The organism is Paenibacillus sp. V4I7, assembly GCF_030817275.1.
Taxonomy (GTDB): domain Bacteria; phylum Bacillota; class Bacilli; order Paenibacillales; family NBRC-103111; genus Paenibacillus_E.
Genome location: NZ_JAUSZD010000002.1, coordinates 3,785,515 through 3,800,269, shown reverse-complemented (window position 1 = coordinate 3,800,269; position 14,755 = coordinate 3,785,515). Strand labels below are relative to the sequence as shown.

18 protein-coding genes are annotated in these 14,755 nt (G+C 43.4%); 13 read left to right on the top strand and 5 right to left on the bottom strand.

Translation table 11 applies throughout. The features are described from left to right. The first annotated feature begins 12 nt into the window (after positions 1-12). The 6 genes from QFZ80_RS18770 to QFZ80_RS18745 all read left to right on the top strand — a co-directional run bounded on the left by QFZ80_RS18770 (position 13) and on the right by QFZ80_RS18745 (position 3,797). The gene (locus tag QFZ80_RS18770) at positions 13-480 is read left to right on the top strand and encodes a hypothetical protein (RefSeq protein ID WP_307555285.1); all 468 of its coding nucleotides are present in this window, start codon (positions 13-15) and stop codon (positions 478-480) included. A 219-nt stretch (positions 481-699) separates the two neighbouring features. Continuing rightward, a complete protein-coding gene (locus QFZ80_RS18765) occupies positions 700-870 on the top strand; it encodes a hypothetical protein (protein WP_307555287.1) in 171 nt (56 codons plus the stop codon). Positions 871-1,151: 281 nt separating this feature from the next. After that, positions 1,152-1,850: a glycosyltransferase family 2 protein gene (locus QFZ80_RS18760; protein WP_307560465.1), complete on the top strand. Its 699-nt coding sequence runs from the start codon at positions 1,152-1,154 to the stop codon at positions 1,848-1,850. 6 nt (positions 1,851-1,856) lie between these two features. After that, positions 1,857-2,201: a DUF2304 domain-containing protein gene (locus QFZ80_RS18755; RefSeq protein WP_307555290.1), complete on the top strand. Its 345-nt coding sequence runs from the start codon at positions 1,857-1,859 to the stop codon at positions 2,199-2,201. Further along, a complete protein-coding gene (locus tag QFZ80_RS18750) occupies positions 2,198-2,557 on the top strand; it encodes an EamA family transporter (RefSeq protein ID WP_307560463.1) in 360 nt (119 codons plus the stop codon). Before QFZ80_RS18755 ends, QFZ80_RS18750 begins: the two co-directional genes overlap by 4 nt. A 28-nt stretch (positions 2,558-2,585) precedes the next feature. Further along, on the top strand, positions 2,586-3,797 hold the full coding sequence (locus QFZ80_RS18745) for an ArnT family glycosyltransferase (protein ID WP_307560461.1): 1,212 nt from the start codon (positions 2,586-2,588) through the stop codon (positions 3,795-3,797). On the opposite strand, the gene QFZ80_RS18740 is transcribed toward QFZ80_RS18745, so the two are convergent. After that, positions 3,766-4,197 carry a CBS domain-containing protein gene (locus QFZ80_RS18740; protein ID WP_307555296.1) on the bottom strand — a complete coding sequence of 144 codons (432 nt, stop codon included), beginning with the start codon at positions 4,195-4,197 and terminating at the stop codon, positions 3,766-3,768. The genes QFZ80_RS18745 and QFZ80_RS18740 overlap by 32 nt on opposite strands. Positions 4,198-4,368: 171 nt before the next feature. Here QFZ80_RS18740 and QFZ80_RS18735 point away from each other — a divergent pair, with 171 nt between their 5' ends. Then, positions 4,369-4,830 carry a divergent PAP2 family protein gene (locus tag QFZ80_RS18735; protein WP_307555297.1) on the top strand — a complete coding sequence of 154 codons (462 nt, stop codon included), beginning with the start codon at positions 4,369-4,371 and terminating at the stop codon, positions 4,828-4,830. A 77-nt stretch (positions 4,831-4,907) separates the two neighbouring features. Next, positions 4,908-5,345: a GNAT family N-acetyltransferase gene (locus QFZ80_RS18730; protein ID WP_307555299.1), complete on the top strand. Its 438-nt coding sequence runs from the start codon at positions 4,908-4,910 to the stop codon at positions 5,343-5,345. Here the strand turns inward: QFZ80_RS18730 and QFZ80_RS18725 are convergent. Both QFZ80_RS18725 and QFZ80_RS18720 read right to left on the bottom strand, forming a co-directional pair. Next, positions 5,342-6,961, bottom strand: a complete 1,620-nt coding sequence (locus QFZ80_RS18725) for an ATP-binding protein (protein ID WP_307555301.1) — start codon at positions 6,959-6,961, stop codon at positions 5,342-5,344. The genes QFZ80_RS18730 and QFZ80_RS18725 overlap by 4 nt on opposite strands. Positions 6,962-7,160: 199 nt before the next feature. Further along, positions 7,161-7,913 carry an MBL fold metallo-hydrolase gene (locus QFZ80_RS18720; RefSeq protein WP_307555303.1) on the bottom strand — a complete coding sequence of 251 codons (753 nt, stop codon included), beginning with the start codon at positions 7,911-7,913 and terminating at the stop codon, positions 7,161-7,163. A gap of 97 nt (positions 7,914-8,010) precedes the next feature. Here QFZ80_RS18720 and QFZ80_RS18715 point away from each other — a divergent pair, with 97 nt between their 5' ends. The 3 genes from QFZ80_RS18715 to QFZ80_RS18705 all read left to right on the top strand — a co-directional run bounded on the left by QFZ80_RS18715 (position 8,011) and on the right by QFZ80_RS18705 (position 10,005). Beyond that, positions 8,011-8,904, top strand: a complete 894-nt coding sequence (locus QFZ80_RS18715; RefSeq protein WP_307560459.1) for an alpha/beta hydrolase — start codon at positions 8,011-8,013, stop codon at positions 8,902-8,904. 80 nt (positions 8,905-8,984) lie between these two features. Continuing rightward, positions 8,985-9,602 carry a stalk domain-containing protein gene (locus QFZ80_RS18710; protein ID WP_307555307.1) on the top strand — a complete coding sequence of 206 codons (618 nt, stop codon included), beginning with the start codon at positions 8,985-8,987 and terminating at the stop codon, positions 9,600-9,602. Positions 9,603-9,693: 91 nt separating this feature from the next. Further along, the gene (locus QFZ80_RS18705; RefSeq protein ID WP_047672482.1) at positions 9,694-10,005 is read left to right on the top strand and encodes a DUF1292 domain-containing protein; all 312 of its coding nucleotides are present in this window, start codon (positions 9,694-9,696) and stop codon (positions 10,003-10,005) included. A gap of 61 nt (positions 10,006-10,066) precedes the next feature. On the opposite strand, the gene QFZ80_RS18700 is transcribed toward QFZ80_RS18705, so the two are convergent. Further along, on the bottom strand, positions 10,067-10,486 hold the full coding sequence (locus QFZ80_RS18700) for a DUF1885 family protein (RefSeq protein ID WP_307555309.1): 420 nt from the start codon (positions 10,484-10,486) through the stop codon (positions 10,067-10,069). A gap of 87 nt (positions 10,487-10,573) precedes the next feature. After that, a complete protein-coding gene (locus QFZ80_RS18695; RefSeq protein ID WP_307555312.1) occupies positions 10,574-12,043 on the bottom strand; it encodes an aminotransferase class I/II-fold pyridoxal phosphate-dependent enzyme in 1,470 nt (489 codons plus the stop codon). A 171-nt stretch (positions 12,044-12,214) separates the two neighbouring features. On the opposite strand from QFZ80_RS18695, the gene QFZ80_RS18690 reads away from it, so the two are divergent. After that, a complete protein-coding gene (locus QFZ80_RS18690; RefSeq protein ID WP_307560457.1) occupies positions 12,215-13,474 on the top strand; it encodes an MFS transporter in 1,260 nt (419 codons plus the stop codon). A 35-nt stretch (positions 13,475-13,509) separates the two neighbouring features. Further along, the gene (locus tag QFZ80_RS18685; RefSeq protein ID WP_307555316.1) at positions 13,510-14,682 is read left to right on the top strand and encodes an MFS transporter; all 1,173 of its coding nucleotides are present in this window, start codon (positions 13,510-13,512) and stop codon (positions 14,680-14,682) included. Positions 14,683-14,755: the final 73 nt, after the last annotated feature.

Below are 14,755 nucleotides of genomic sequence, written 5' to 3'. Positions count from 1 at the left end.
CTGTCTGGCAACATGATTAAAACACAGGATCTCAAGCTGCAAATGGATGAACTAACGAAACAAAATGATATGGTGCTCATCGAGCTAGAGCAAGTAAAGAAGATGTTGATTAACAGCTCTCAAAGCATACAAGGAAGCCAAGGGCAGCAACAATTAACTAATAGCAGCAGTGATCAGCAAACCTCGGACTCAAATCAACAGGCGCAGGGTCAAGACCCAAATCAGAATCAAAGCAAAAGGGTCGGTCAAGTTAACGCGAACGGTCAGCAAGTAACGGATTTGGCTAATGATTTATTGAAAATCAAGGATCTCGTTGAAAAATTAGAACTAAAAACGTCCCAATATGTTAGTAGTCAGTCCAATGGTACATTAACAGAGAAAGATGCGGTCAATCTTATACTGACTTTAATGAATGGTATGGTAGATTGGGCGAGCGAATTTGTTTCATCCAGAGCATCGTCGAATGGGCAAGTACAATAATTGAAAATGTCTATGAAAAAGACAAAAGGGCCGTATGTAGCAGCTCTTTTGTCTTTTTTTTGTCGAATTCTAACTTTATTCATTAAGTGAACTTAATAAAAGGTTTATTGATTTTTTAGGCGATTCGACAATATGTCCATATTTACAGATGACAGAATGACCGATAAAGTAAAGTGTAGACAACAGAAAGAGACAAACCATGGATGAGGTGTTGGAATCGTGAGAGAAGTCGATATTAATCACGTCATGAATCAGCTTGGAATTCAGCCCATACAATGGCAAGAGCTTCAAGCTCAACAAGCTCAACAAGATGAAGTTAAAAGTACAAGCGTTGTTGACACTTCGATTGGAACTTCCCATAGAAGTGTTGATCGTATAATAGTTTCTTGATACTTCGATAAAAGGAAGGATGGGATTCAACCCCCATTCTTTTTTTTGTGTAAAAATCGAATGCATATTCCGAAACAAAAGCCACTGCTTATTCTGGCTTGTGAGATCCAAGGATATCCTTCCACTCCAAGCAAAGTTTTCCACTTAGTTTGTCTCTTTCAGTCGGGCCCTATCCATTTGCGTTCTTTCCATTTGGTTTAATCAGATGGAGAAGCGGGCATGCTTGGGAATAGAAATGGTTCAGGATGGATGATGATCTTAGCGAGGGAAGGAATAACCTAATGAAGACACTTGCAATCATTCCGGCTTATAACGAAGAAAAAACGATAGCAGGCGTGGTAGCCTCCATAAAACGAGAGCAGCCTGAAATGGATATTGTCATCGTCAATGATGGTTCCTCGGATCGTACCTCAGCAGTTGCACGTGCGTTACAGCATGCGGCTGTCATCGATTTACCTGTTAATTTAGGCATTGGAGGCGCTATGCAGACGGGATATATGTATGCTGCACGGAATGGCTACGAAATCGCTATTCAAATCGACGCAGATGGCCAACATGACCCAGAAGCATTGACTCAAATTATGGAACCAATCTTGACGGGGCATGTTGATTGCTGTATCGGCTCTCGATTTCTGGTGAAGACCGCTTATCGTTCAGCTTGGAATCGAAGATTAGGTATTCTTTTTTTTACCTGGATGATAAGTTGGATGATTGGTAAGACCTTCACTGACCCTACATCAGGCTTTAGAGCGGTGAACCGTCCCATCATTGAGCTTTTTGCGAGGTATTACCCGGAGGATTATCCGGAGGTAGAGGCTGTAGTTTTACTGGAACGGCAGCAATTCAGAGTGAGAGAAGTATCTGTTTTAATGCATGCGAGGAAAGCGGGACAATCGTCCATTACCCCTGTGAAATCATTTTACTATATGGTCAAAGTATCTCTAGCTGTATGTATGACAAGAATCCGTAATGTGAGTTGATGATTCGTGAATGTGTATGTTTGGGCAATCTCTTTTTGTTTGGTGTTTATTTTCATTTCCATAGAGCTTATTCGTAGGCAAAAACTACAGGAGCAGTACGCCATTCTCTGGCTAGTACTAGGATTTATCATGGCATTGTTTAGCGTGTTTCCGAGCTTATTGGATCTGATTTCGCACAAAATGCACATCTACTACGCACCTTCGTTGCTTTTTCTGGTGGGATTGTTATTCTCACTTGTATTTATCATGCATTTGACGCTAGTTATTTCTAAGCTTCATCGCAAATTAACCCGTTTGATTCAAGAAGTTGCGCTGCTGCAGGAACAATTACGCGGAAAGGGTTCTGAATGATGTCTATGTCGATGGCTCCGATTCTCCTTGTATTCCTAAATGTATGTTTGTTGGTTTGTGGTCAAATTGTATGGAAAATAGCGCTCAATCGAACGCCATTAACAGGGATTCAAAATTTAGGAACCGTACTGATGCAGCCTTATATTCTTATAGGATGTTTACTTTATGGCATTGCAACGTTGATATGGTTCTATGCTCTTAGTCGATTCGATTTAAGTCGTGTTTATCCGCTCCAATCGATTGCGTATGTACTGGGTGCATTGTTCGGTTGGATAGTACTAAAGGAAACGTTCACATCATCACAATGGGTAGGACTGCTCTTCTTAGTTGGAGGCGCCTTCCTGTTAGCTAGATAGGTTCGTCTAATAAGGAGAGTAGAGTCTTATGAAACGCGGAGTTTGGCTTGGCTTGCTGCTTCTTATGGCTGCAGCTTTGTATATACGCCTGCACTATGTGCTTGAAGCTGAATACCCACCACTAGAGTGGGATCAATTAGAGTATACGAAGACAGCGATTCAATTGCTAGAAAAAGGCCTATTCGCCTATCGCGATACCGAGCCTAACTCACTCGTAACTCCCGGATTTCCGCTGCTTTTAGCGGCTGTATTTAGCCTTACAGGCCATGAACACCTGGAGCCGGCATTAATGGTCGTTCGTATCATGAACTGCTTTATTTCACTGGGAGCGATACTATTCCTATTTCTAATTGGAAAAAGGCTGTTTAACCCCATAACAGGGCTAATCGCCGGTACTTTTGCCGCGGTGTATCCTTCCTACGTCTGGTCAACTTCACTCATCTTGACGGAGGTTCCGTTTTTGACCGTTTTTACGGGACTGCTCTACATGCAGGTGCGGATCTTACAAGATAATAAATGGCGGGATCATCTATGGATGGGGACTCTGCTTGGGATTTGCGTGCTCATTCGTCCGAATGTACTTCCCCTATCTGTTGTTCCCTATTTGTTTCTTTGGGTGAGAACAAAGAAAATAGACGCAGCCTATGGATTACTTGCAGCAGCGTCTTTTGCCTGTATTATGATGCCTTGGTGGATTCGGAATTGGATGACTTTTCATTCTTTTATTTTTATCGCCAAAGGGGAAGCGGGCAATCCGTTCCTTGGAGGAACGGACCCCTACTTCCAAGGAACAATTGATTGGGATCATATCGATACAGATAATCAGTTCGCTGAAGGTATGAGACGGATAAAAGAAGGTTTGGTAAAGGAACCGTTGTTATGGATGAAATGGATGACAATCGGAAAATTACTCGTATTTTTTAAAACGATGTGGGTGGGACCTTATCCTTTTTCCGTACCGGCGTGGTATGCGAATGCACTAACTCAATTGCACACTTTCTTAATTGCTGCAGGTAGCATAGCAATGCTCTTTTTCAGTTTTCGCAAGACTTCGATTCAATATTTAACGGTGGCATTTCTCTTGTTCTTAGGCGTCCATATGGTCTTTATTCCGGTGGATCGCTATGTGTACGGTATGCTTCCATTCCTGATGCTCGGCAGTGCCTATTTGATTACACAAGTCATCTACTTACTTCATATTGCCTGGACTACCTCTCTCCTGCAGCGGAGGGGGATTTAAATTCGAGCTGCTTCGCGCAGTATTCGATGATCTCACTCCTTCGAACGATCCCGATGAATTTATCGGAATCATCAACTATCGGCACGAAGTTTTGCACTTTGGCCAAATCAATAAGATCGACCATTTCGGCATGAATATGAACCGGTTTGTTTTGTACACGCAGAGGAACCTCGGCCAGTACATGGCGATGAGCATTTTCGAAGCCAATTCCGTCTGAATTTTTAAGAAACCACAATAAATCTCCCTCGGTAACCGTACCTACATAATGACCATCATCGGAAAGAATAGGCACAGCCGTATAACGGTGATATTCCATTCGTTCTAATGTCTGGCGAAGCGTTGCTTGCAATGTCGTTGTGATAACTTCGGATTTAGGTAAAAGGAAAAAAGCAATATTCATTCATTAACACTCCTTAGAGATTTCCGTAGGAAAACTTTCTTCGTAAGCATGGGCTGAGTTTTCCGCTGGAAAACTTTATTTGCTTTTCATGCAGGGTCAACATTTCTATTGTATCAAACTTTTCGAATAGAATCTAAACCTGTGATGGATGCTAGAAGTGAGGTGAAAGTGATGAATCGAGCATTGACAACAGCAGTGATTGGTATTGGTACTGCTCAAGTAATGAAATTGCCACTTTTCTATTTGAAAACTAGAAAGTGGGACTGGTCGCAGCTGACTCAAACAGGAGGGATGCCAAGCTCACACTCCTCGGGGGTATCTGCGCTTGCAACCTATATAGCGATGAAAAGAGGCTTTTCTGCGATCGATTTTGCCGTGAGTTCGGTTTTCGGAGCGGTCGTCATGTATGATGCGATGGGGATCCGGCGGGCTGCTGGAGAGATTGCGGTTGAAGTGAATGACCTCGATGAGCAAGTCGAGAGATTGGCCAAACAGCATCCGGGTTTGTACCATGCACGAAGACGTAAAGCCTTAAAGGAACGATTAGGTCATTTGCCAAGAGAAGTCGTGGGGGGAGCGCTTCTCGGTATTGCCATTGGTGCTTTTAGTTATATGCTGGAAAACAAGAAATAGGTTAAATTAGTACATGTGGACAACTTTTCTTGAATGGGATAAGATCAAGAAATGTTCTTAGAAAGGAAGAAGTTCACATGGAAATCATTCGAGTCACAACAAAAGATCAATTACAAGCCTGTTTTGGAGTACGGTTCAAAGTGTTCGTTGAAGAACAGCAAGTACCTGAGCACGAGGAGATCGATGAAAAGGATGAATCACCTGAAGCGTGCCATCATTTTCTTATGTTAGATGGAGATCAGCCTGTTGCGGCAGCTCGTTGGTATGAATATCAACCTCAAACGGCTAAACTGCAGCGTGTGGCGGTTTTGAAAGAATATAGGGGCCAATCCCTAGGTAAACAAATGATTCTTGCGATGGAGCAGCAAGCTCGTGAAAAGCATTGTTCAACTGCGATCCTCGACGCACAATGTCAAGCAGAGGGCTTTTATAGCCAACTGGGCTATAAAGTTATCTCGGATGAACCTTTTTATGATGCTGGCATCCTACATGTAAGAATGAAAAAACCGCTTTAAAGAAAAGCGGTTTTTTCATTCTGTGAATTTTCGTCAACTAATGGGAAGGTTATGATAAATCGAGTACCCTTTCCTAGTTCGCTCTCAACTTCCAAGGTCCCTTGGTGATCTTGAACGATTTTGTAGCAAATAGATAAACCAAGTCCGGTACCGGCTGCTTTTGTCGTGAAGAAGGGATGGAAGATCTTCTCTAACTGTTCACTTGGAATGCCAGGGCCGTTATCTGCAATAATTAAAGTCGCGTTCTTCGGATCGCGGCTTAATTGCATGCGGATAATGCCGTTTTCTTCCATGGCTTCGCAAGCATTTTTTATAATGTTAAGCAATAACTGTATCATTTTATCTTGGTCCATCCATACGAGGATAGGATCCATCCATTCTTGATAATGAATTTCGTGGCCGAAACGAGTAGCTTCTGATTCCATCAAGGCAATGACCTTGAGTATGCACTCATGGAGAGAATCGGCTTGGAAATCAATGCGATGGGGCTTTGAGAATTGGAGGAATTCAGCAGTCAAGTCACTCATCCGATCAATTTCATCCATGATCATCGCATACCAATTTTCAATATTGTATCCATTTGCCTTAGAGATTTGCAAAAATCCTTTTACTGTTGTCAACGGATTTCGAATTTCATGAGCCATCCCGGATGCAAGCTCACCGACGACTCTCAGTTTTTCCGATCTGAGCATATGCTCTTCGCGCTTTAACCAGGATTCACGCTTCTTCATAAATAAGTTATGCTCGGCTAATAAAATGAGATCATCCTTCGTCAAACCCTCTAACGGATAATTAGCAATGCCATACGTGATTTGAATGCCAGTCAATTTCGGCAGATCAGAATCAAGTTTTAGCTTGAAAGAAGTGGTTGAATCATGATCTGGATTAAGCGGCAAGACGACAGCGAACTCATCACCACCGTACCTTGCTATAAAGAGAGAGTCTTTAAACAAGATTTGCAGGAGGTCAGCCATTTGCTTCAAAATGAAATTCCCCGCTTGAAACCCGCGAGTTGTATTCATTGCCTTCAGATCCGTACAATCAATAAGGATAAGGACTAGACTTTGCTTTTGCTGTATGTATTGTTCCAATCTGCGATGTGACTCTTCGTAATTATATAATCCTGTTAGCGAATCCTTTTGCGTATATAAATATCGTTCATTTCTTAATGAATCTGCTTGTCTAATTGTAGAATAAGCTGCTCGTGTGAATAAGGCTACCGCGGTAAAATTAAGTATACTATTAAGAGCATGAATCCATAGCAAGTTCTTACTGGAAAAACCAATAATGAGATAAACATTGCAAATATAAATGAATGCATAGGATGCAGCTAACAACCAAGATTTTTTGCGGCTATCTTCTTTATAAATATCGAAGGAAAGTGTTAGTATGTACAAGGGAAGACAAAAATTCGAATGTCCGATGTAATGTAAAAATCCAATGAAAAGCAAGCGAAGCCAAGGGATTGCCGCATGCTGCATTTGAAACCTAAGACTGATGATGTAAAGGACCAATCCTACGACAAGTAAGGGTATGTTGAGTGCAGTATGCAATATAATTGTGTATAGACAAAAAACAAGTGCATAGACATAAAAAATCCAATTGATAACCACCATATCATCTCCTGATTGTAACTAAACGCGGTCGCTCATCTTTGAATGGCCTATTTTCGAGGTTTCTCACATCATTGTGACATGTTCTCTATCTATGAACTAAATCCCTTCAACAATAGTAAACAAAATTGAAAAGTATCACGCTTCTTCTCAAAAAAAAACCTTAAGGACAATTCATCCCTAGGTTTTGATCGTAAAATAATTATTCTGGAATTTTAATCACTTCATGTTGATGGATGAAAGTCATGCTGCCTGTTTTCCCAATAAAATTCATCATATCATCGTCATAATGCATCAGATAGATTCGCTCCTGTACATAATCAGGCAAGGTAAGCAGTTCATCCAATGTAGCATGTATAAAACCGTCCCCGCTTAGTTGACAATCGTGTAAAATGGTGTGACAGTTTCTTTTGTTAACAATTTCTTGAACGAGAAGTTCCTCATTAAATTGGGTATCAGCACTATAGAATGTTCGGCCATTGATAAAAAGTGAGTAGTTAAGTTTATGAGGTATGTGAAGTGTGGATATAATTTCAATGGTTAGCCCAGGAAGAATAGTAACAGGTACATTTTCTTCGAGAAGGATGACTTCAAAATAATCCTCTAATCGGCTGAAGCCGTCTGTGGGATTATACATGCCGCCTTTTAGCGTGTTTTCCCAAAGGACTCTTGCTAGTGATTCTGTTACGAAAAGTTTCGTTTTCTTATTCTTATATTGGTATAACAAGCGAAAGGCAATTTCTTCCAATCCGCCTACATGATCGGCATGAATATGCGAAATGATGATACCATCAATTTGGTCAGGCTGTACACCGATGTCATGAAGCGATCTTGGTGTTGTTGCCCCGCAGTCGATTAGGATGTTCATTTCATTAGACCGGATTAATGCGCTTGTATTGTAAAATGTTTTGGCAAACGCACTGCCGGTTCCCAACATTTGAATTTGCAAACTCATTCAGCAGCCTCCATTGTTCGACAAAAACCATCTTTTTCTAATGTAGCATGGGAGGTTGCGGAATTTCAACCATTAATTAAAAGGTGTTGATTACTTCATGATTTGGATGATTAGTAGTATTTTGTTTGTTCTTGTCTGTCTAGCTCTAATAGGTATAGCGGTCTATGTAGGTTGGCAGCTCACACATCCGCAGCGTAAGCCGGTTGATGCCTCGCCTGATGACTATAGTTTGCACATGGAGAATATTAGCTTCCAAAGCCGATCTAGAGATGTCCAATTAGATGGATGGATTTTGAAGTCTCCTTATGCTCCAACTGATGCTATGCCAATGACCGTTATTATGTCGTATGGTTATGCGGGAACACGTCTGGAAAAAGGGCTTCCAGCGTTGGCCTTGGCTAAATCCATTGTCGAAGCAGGCTATCATGTGCTTATGTTTGATTTTCGGAACTCGGGGAAATCGGAGGGGGAAATAACTACGGTTGGCTTTTTGGAAAAGCAAGATGTACTCGGTGCTATCGACTGGGTTCAGGAGCACGAACCAAGTAAAATTTGCTTGCTTGGTTTTTCAATGGGCGGCAGTACATCCATCTTAGCAGCAGCCGAAGAAAGGGCTGTATTAGGGGTCATAACAGATAGCGCTTTTAGTCAGCTCAGTCCGTACTTGAGGGACAATTTGCCTGTATGGTCTAGGCTGCCGCGTTTTCCTTTTACACCTCTAATTCTACTTATTTTACCTAGATTAATTGGCATCAACCCCCACCTTGTTGATGCGCTTGCCGCGGTAGATCACATTTATCCTAGGCCGATTCTTTTTATTCATAGTCGAGATGATGAGGCTATTCCTTGGTCCAATAGTGAAGGAATGTGGAGCCGCCATCCGGATGTATTTGAACTTTGGGTCACACAAAAAGCAGGGCATGTTGGCTCCTATCACATGCAACCGGAAGCCTATACACAACGTGTTCTAGCTTTTTTATCAAAATTATAAAATCATCGCAACTCTTCTTAATCATTGGAGTATAAAGATGCAGACACAAAGATTACTAACAAGAGCTGGAGGTTACGCGAATGAAAGTTCAACGGATATTAGCGTTGATGCTGATGTTTTTTGTTCTAAGTACGGCTGCAGTGGTGGCTTCATCGATCTGGGGGGATTTTAAAGGTAATAATATTGCCCGCTTAATCGTTAATGAAGAGACGGTGGAATTCGGGGATTCAGATGTTCCGCCTCTTATTGTTGATGGTAAAACCGTTCTGCCGCTTCGCGCAGTAAGTGATGCGCTTCAAGCATTAGTGAAATGGGATAACTCGAATAAGACTGCCTACTTATACAAACCCAATGTGCACATGTTCTTCACAACTGAGGTGCGTAAAGACTCCGCCATCGTTCCATTTGGCGTTGTGGAGCGCGGGAAAGAAGCAGACTTTATCGTTTTTGCTCAAGTCGATAATTTGAAGTCAAGTATTAACTCTGTTCAGGTTTCTGTTGTATCACCAAGCGGGAAGAGCGTTATTACACCGGTTGTGAAATCAATCTCAGAATCCAAAGAATCGTTTTGGCTGAAAGTACCGTTATATGGCGTTTCCTTTAATGAGGCTGGTACGTATGTTGTTAAATTTGCTATGAAGCTAGATGGTTCTAACGACTACTCAGTCGTATCTGAGAAGCAGATTCAATCCGAGTAGGAAAAGCAAACTCGAAAGCGGTTTGACCTCTTATTATGAAAATGTTAGGATAATTAGGTAACTAATTATTCGACGAAATGAGGTTCTGCCTGTGAGCGATGATAAGCATGATCATGTACACGGCCCGGACTGTGACCACGATCACGAGCAAGGGGAAGATGTTTTTATCGTAACGGACGAGAACGGTGAAGAGCATGAGATGGTGATGGTATACACCTTCCAATCTCAAGAGCAGGCTTATGCTGTTTTGCTCGATCGTAACGATCCTGAAGCTGATGGTGTTATTTTCCGTGTTGAAGAAGAGGACGACGATGCCTTCCTTGTCAACATTGAAGATGAAGAAGAGTGGGAACGTGTAGTGACTATTTACAATGAGATCGTAGCTCAAGAAGGCGAAGAATAAGAGCTATACATAAGAACCCCCTAACAGAATAATCTGTTAGGGGGTTTCTGTTTGCATACATTCATTTTCTAGGATTGAAATACATGATTCTACCGTTGAATAGATGAAGTTCAGCTTTCAGCAGTTTACTAAGGTATTTGCAGAATTCATTGCCCTTACTTTTGTCACCATGCGTGGCGTCGTCGGGCAGCACGACTTGCACATAATGCTGCTCTTTCTCTTGGTTCTGCTCATTCCCAACACCAATCACAATATATTTGTATAAAGGATTGATACCTTTCAGGTAGAACCATTTGCCTTCGCCTTCCGGCTTCGTCTCAATGGTATAAGGGAATCCGGCCTCGTCATACTCCCAGCCAAGCTGCTTGGCTGTCTGACTGAGCTGATCACGGTAATGCAGCAGCCTTTCCTTTAGTTCAACTAAGGTGAGTGCGGCAACTGTGGATCCTGTTACGAATTTAATATAAGCGCTTTGAGCCATTTCTTGTTCACCTCATTCGCTAAACATCACCAACATCATAGCATCATGTAAACGGTTTTACAATATATACACCGCACAAGGAGGGTACTAGAAAATCGCTTGGGTCTCTACGATGACCTTCACATTTTGAACACTGCGGTCTTCAGGTCCTTTCACAGGCAACCCAACTTCCACATGCTCCACAATGTAGTCAATAAGCTCTTGGGTTATCACTTCACCTGGAAGCAAAATGGGAATACCGGGCGGGTACACATAAATAAATTCGGCAATAATTCGGTCTGCAGCGTCTTTGAATGGGAGTATTTCGGTTTCGCCATAGAAGGCATCCCGAGGTGTCAAGGTTAATTGTGGAATCGCAGGAACTTTGATAACGACTTCTTTCACCTCAACAACGTCATCATTCATATGAGAGAGCTCACGTAAGGCTTCCAATAAGGTGTCAACGTTTTCTTGGGTATCACCTGGGGTTATCAGACACAGGATGTTGTACATGTCGCTCATTTCGACTTCAATATTGTAATGATCGCGCAGCCAGTTCTCAACTTCAAAGCCAGTGATGCCAAGCTTGCGCACGTGAACGCATATTTTCGTCGGATCATAGTTATAAGTTGCTTCTTCACCCAAAATCTCTTCCCCAAAGCAGTAGAGGTTGCTGATTTCGTTGATCTGTTTTCTAGTGTACTGTGCAAGTTCTATCGTGCGCTCGGCCATTGCATGGCCGTTTAACGCCAAATGTCTGCGTGCAGTATCTAATGAGGCTAACAATATATAAGAAGTTGAAGTAGTTGTGAGCATCGAAATAATGGTCTGGATGCGCTTCGGATTAACACGATTCCCTTTCACGTTAAGGACGGAGCTTTGCGTCATGGAACCACCTAGCTTATGCACGCTGGTCGCGGCCATATCGGCTCCGGCATCCATCGCGGACATCGGCAATTTATCATGGAAATGAATGAGCACGCCATGTGCTTCATCCACAAGGACAGGCATGTTATAGCTGTGTACAAGGTCAACAATCTCTTTAAGATGGGTACATACGCCATAGTAGGTTGGATTGATGACCAGAACAGCTTTGGCATCTGGATGCTTTTCCAGTGCCCGGCGAACAGAACGTGTCGGAATTCCGTGATCAATACCTAAGTTTTTATCACGAGCAGGTTGGATAAACACGGGCTTAGCGCCGACGAAAATAATCGCGGCCAAGACGGATTTATGTACATTCCGCGGAACGATAATTTTATCGCCTTCCGAGCAGACGGTCATAATCATGGTCATAATGGCACCGCTTGTCCCTTGAACAGAGAAGAACGTGTGATCCGCCCCATAGGCGTCTGCAGCAAGCTTTTGAGCTTCCTCAATCACGCCCATCGGTTGATGAAGGTCATCCAGCGGTGCTATATTGATGAGGTCGATAGACAGCGCGTTGTCCCCAATAAAGGAACGAAACTCTGGGTCCATGCCGACTCCTTTTTTATGGCCTGGAATATGGAATTGAATTGGATTTTTCTCAGCATGTGTGAGCAGTGCAGTGAACAGGGGGGTACGGGTATGATCCACCTGATTATCGCTTCCCTTCTATAGTGGATTGCTTGTCGAACATTGCAACAAACAAAATGAGTATATCAAAATAGAGATTTCATGCAAGCTAATTTTTCGAAAATAGTTTGTGCTAGTTCAGGTAAAACTAACAGCAACTTGTTAAAATACGCCAAAATAAGGAGAAATCTTATGGTTTGGATGCAAAAATGGCGGAATAATCGCTTGTTTTCCCCATTTGTGATCGAATTGTTAATTATTATGTTTGTCGTCGAATTTGTGAAGGGAGCCTTACTTTTAACAATTTTACCCGTTTATATGAAAACGACACTAGGTGCTTCCGCTTTTATTATCGGCTGGACGCTAGCTGCTCAATATATTGGTGATAATGTGCTTCGTACACCTGTTGGCTGGATTATTGACAAATTGGGTTACCGAACAACCATGCTTACTGGTGTACTCATGACATTCGTTTCAGTCATTCTAATTGCAACAACATCCCAGTATATCTGGATGATCGTAGGATGTGCGCTGCTTGGCTTTGGTACGGCGCCATTATGGCCGTGTGTGATTACAGGATCGACGGAAGTGGCTGGCGACGATGGCAAAGCCACGATCATGAGCGTTGTCTATATGGCTTGGCTCTCGGGCGTTGGACTGGGACCGGTAGCGATTAACTTTTTCGTTGGAGAAAATAACTACAGCACCGCATTTCGATTATTGATCGGTTGTATGACGGTCGTCGTTATTGTTGCGCTCATGCTTCCAAGAAAGAATGGCGTGGTAAGAACGGATGGAGAGGGCGGGGGGGAGAAGGCGCTGGTTTCTAACCGTGCCGCTGCACCACTATGGGAACGGGTTACAACATATTTAAGTGAAGTACGGCGCTCAATGTCTGTTAGTCCGCTTTTATTCCCCGCGATGTTTCTGCAAACGTTCGCTCTCGGTATACTGACACCCATTCTCACACTCTATGCCAAAGAGGTACTGATGCTTACATCTTTTCAGTACAGCATGTTTCTAATTGCAGGTGGAGCTGTAACTGTTATTTTCTTAGTTCCGATGGGGAAGTTGGTTGATCGTCTAGGCATTCGTCCATTTTTGGTTGCAGGATTTATGCTGAGCGCTTTCGTACTTCTGCTGTTTACCTTCGCGAAGTCAATGATGCTGCTTTATGTCTTGGTAGCTGTGCTCGGAGCGGGCTATGCCTTCATTATTCCTTCTTGGAATGCGCTCATTGCGTCTGCCATTCCACCTGAGAAACGAGGCGCTGTGTGGGGCTTCTTCCTAACGATTGAAGGACTGGGGATGATCATTGGGCCGATCGTTTCCGGTAAGCTTTGGGATGTGTATGGCTATCATGCACCATTCTTGATGAGCGGCCTAGTTCTGGTACTGCTGCTTGTTCTTCAAATGTTCATTTCCATCCCCAAAAAAGGTATGGTACGATAAGGGAAAAATGTTTCGTTTGGAGGATTATAAGCATCATGAATAAACAGATCGGAATCATCATGCTGTTGTTGATGACTATATTCGTAGGTTTCGGGATCATCATTCCTGTACTGCCGGAAGTTGTTAAAGGTGCAGGCGCTGAATATCATAACGCGCTGCTATTATCGGTCTATTCCGCAGCCTCTTTTCTTATGTCCCCCATTTGGGGAGGACTATCGGATCGCATCGGACGGAGACCGATTATCTTAATAGGTCTGCTTGGATTTAGTGTTAGCTTTTTGATATTTGGATTCGCTGACGGTAATCTGTGGATCATGTACGTATCCCGCATTCTAGGCGGATTATTCTCAGGAGCAGCAACGGCCTGCGCTGTGGCTTATGTCGCTGATATTACTACCGCTGAGAATCGGACAAAAGGCATGGGTATGGTGGGGATGTCGATTGGGTTAGGCTTTATCTTCGGTCCAGCAATCGGCGGGATATTAAGCCGATGGGGGACGTACCTACCATTCTTTGTAGCATCCGGACTCGCACTAGCTTCCTTTGTTTTTGCATTTGCTATTCTGAAAGAATCGCTGACGGTAGACAAACGCACCTCCGTGAAGGAGAAAGCTCCATCTAGATGGACAGCTTTCTCCGGGGCATCGAAGTACCTCTATGTGTTATCATTCTTCGTATCTTTCACATTGGCAGGGTTGGAAGCGACGCTTCAGTACTACCAAATGGACAAGATTGGCGCAACGCCATTCGATATCGGCATGATGTTTTTAGCTAGCGGTATTGTTGGCGCCTTAATCCAAGGCGGCGTAGTTCGCCGCTTGGTCAAACAGGGGGCCGAGCAACGAGTGATCGGCATTGGATTATTGCTATCAGCTGCAGGGTTCTTCCTGCTGCTGTACTCGAGCAGCGTAGTGACCGCTGCGATTTATCTCTCGGTCTTCGGCGCAGGTAACGCCCTCATACGCCCGTGTGTGACGTCGCTGATTACACAGCGCACGAAAGTAGGTCAGGGCGTAGCGACGGGCCTAAGCTCCTCTATGGACAGTCTGGGACGCATTGCGGGCCCGCTCCTTGGAGGAGCGGTATTCGCTATCGCGCATTCGCTGCCGTTCATTATCGGCGGCGTGCTCTGTTTAGCGGCGATCCTGCTGCTGCAGCGCTTCGTACTCGTAGATCGTCAGACGCGGGCGCAGCAGCAAACCGCCTGACAGATGAAAAAAAGCTGTAACACCAGCTTCCCAAATAGGGGAGGCTGGTGTACAGCTTTTTTGTGTTTAGCGG

Bases quoted from the DNA above. Each gene is read 5' to 3' on its own strand.
- QFZ80_RS18715 (WP_307560459.1), top strand. From the start codon at position 8,011: ATGATTTGGATGATTAGTAGTATTTTGTTTGTTCTTGTCTGTCTAGCT.
- QFZ80_RS18735 (WP_307555297.1), top strand. From the start codon at position 4,369: ATGAATCGAGCATTGACAACAGCAGTGATTGGTATTGGTACTGCTCAA.
- QFZ80_RS18720 (WP_307555303.1), bottom strand. From the start codon at position 7,913: ATGAGTTTGCAAATTCAAATGTTGGGAACCGGCAGTGCGTTTGCCAAA.
- QFZ80_RS18745 (WP_307560461.1), top strand. From the start codon at position 2,586: ATGAAACGCGGAGTTTGGCTTGGCTTGCTGCTTCTTATGGCTGCAGCT.
- QFZ80_RS18750 (WP_307560463.1), top strand. From the start codon at position 2,198: ATGATGTCTATGTCGATGGCTCCGATTCTCCTTGTATTCCTAAATGTA.
- QFZ80_RS18730 (WP_307555299.1), top strand. From the start codon at position 4,908: ATGGAAATCATTCGAGTCACAACAAAAGATCAATTACAAGCCTGTTTT.
- QFZ80_RS18685 (WP_307555316.1), top strand. From the start codon at position 13,510: ATGAATAAACAGATCGGAATCATCATGCTGTTGTTGATGACTATATTC.
- QFZ80_RS18710 (WP_307555307.1), top strand. From the start codon at position 8,985: ATGAAAGTTCAACGGATATTAGCGTTGATGCTGATGTTTTTTGTTCTA.
- QFZ80_RS18770 (WP_307555285.1), top strand. From the start codon at position 13: ATGATTAAAACACAGGATCTCAAGCTGCAAATGGATGAACTAACGAAA.
- QFZ80_RS18760 (WP_307560465.1), top strand. From the start codon at position 1,152: ATGAAGACACTTGCAATCATTCCGGCTTATAACGAAGAAAAAACGATA.
- QFZ80_RS18690 (WP_307560457.1), top strand. From the start codon at position 12,215: ATGGTTTGGATGCAAAAATGGCGGAATAATCGCTTGTTTTCCCCATTT.
- QFZ80_RS18725 (WP_307555301.1), bottom strand. From the start codon at position 6,961: ATGGTGGTTATCAATTGGATTTTTTATGTCTATGCACTTGTTTTTTGT.
- QFZ80_RS18700 (WP_307555309.1), bottom strand. From the start codon at position 10,486: ATGGCTCAAAGCGCTTATATTAAATTCGTAACAGGATCCACAGTTGCC.
- QFZ80_RS18740 (WP_307555296.1), bottom strand. From the start codon at position 4,197: ATGAATATTGCTTTTTTCCTTTTACCTAAATCCGAAGTTATCACAACG.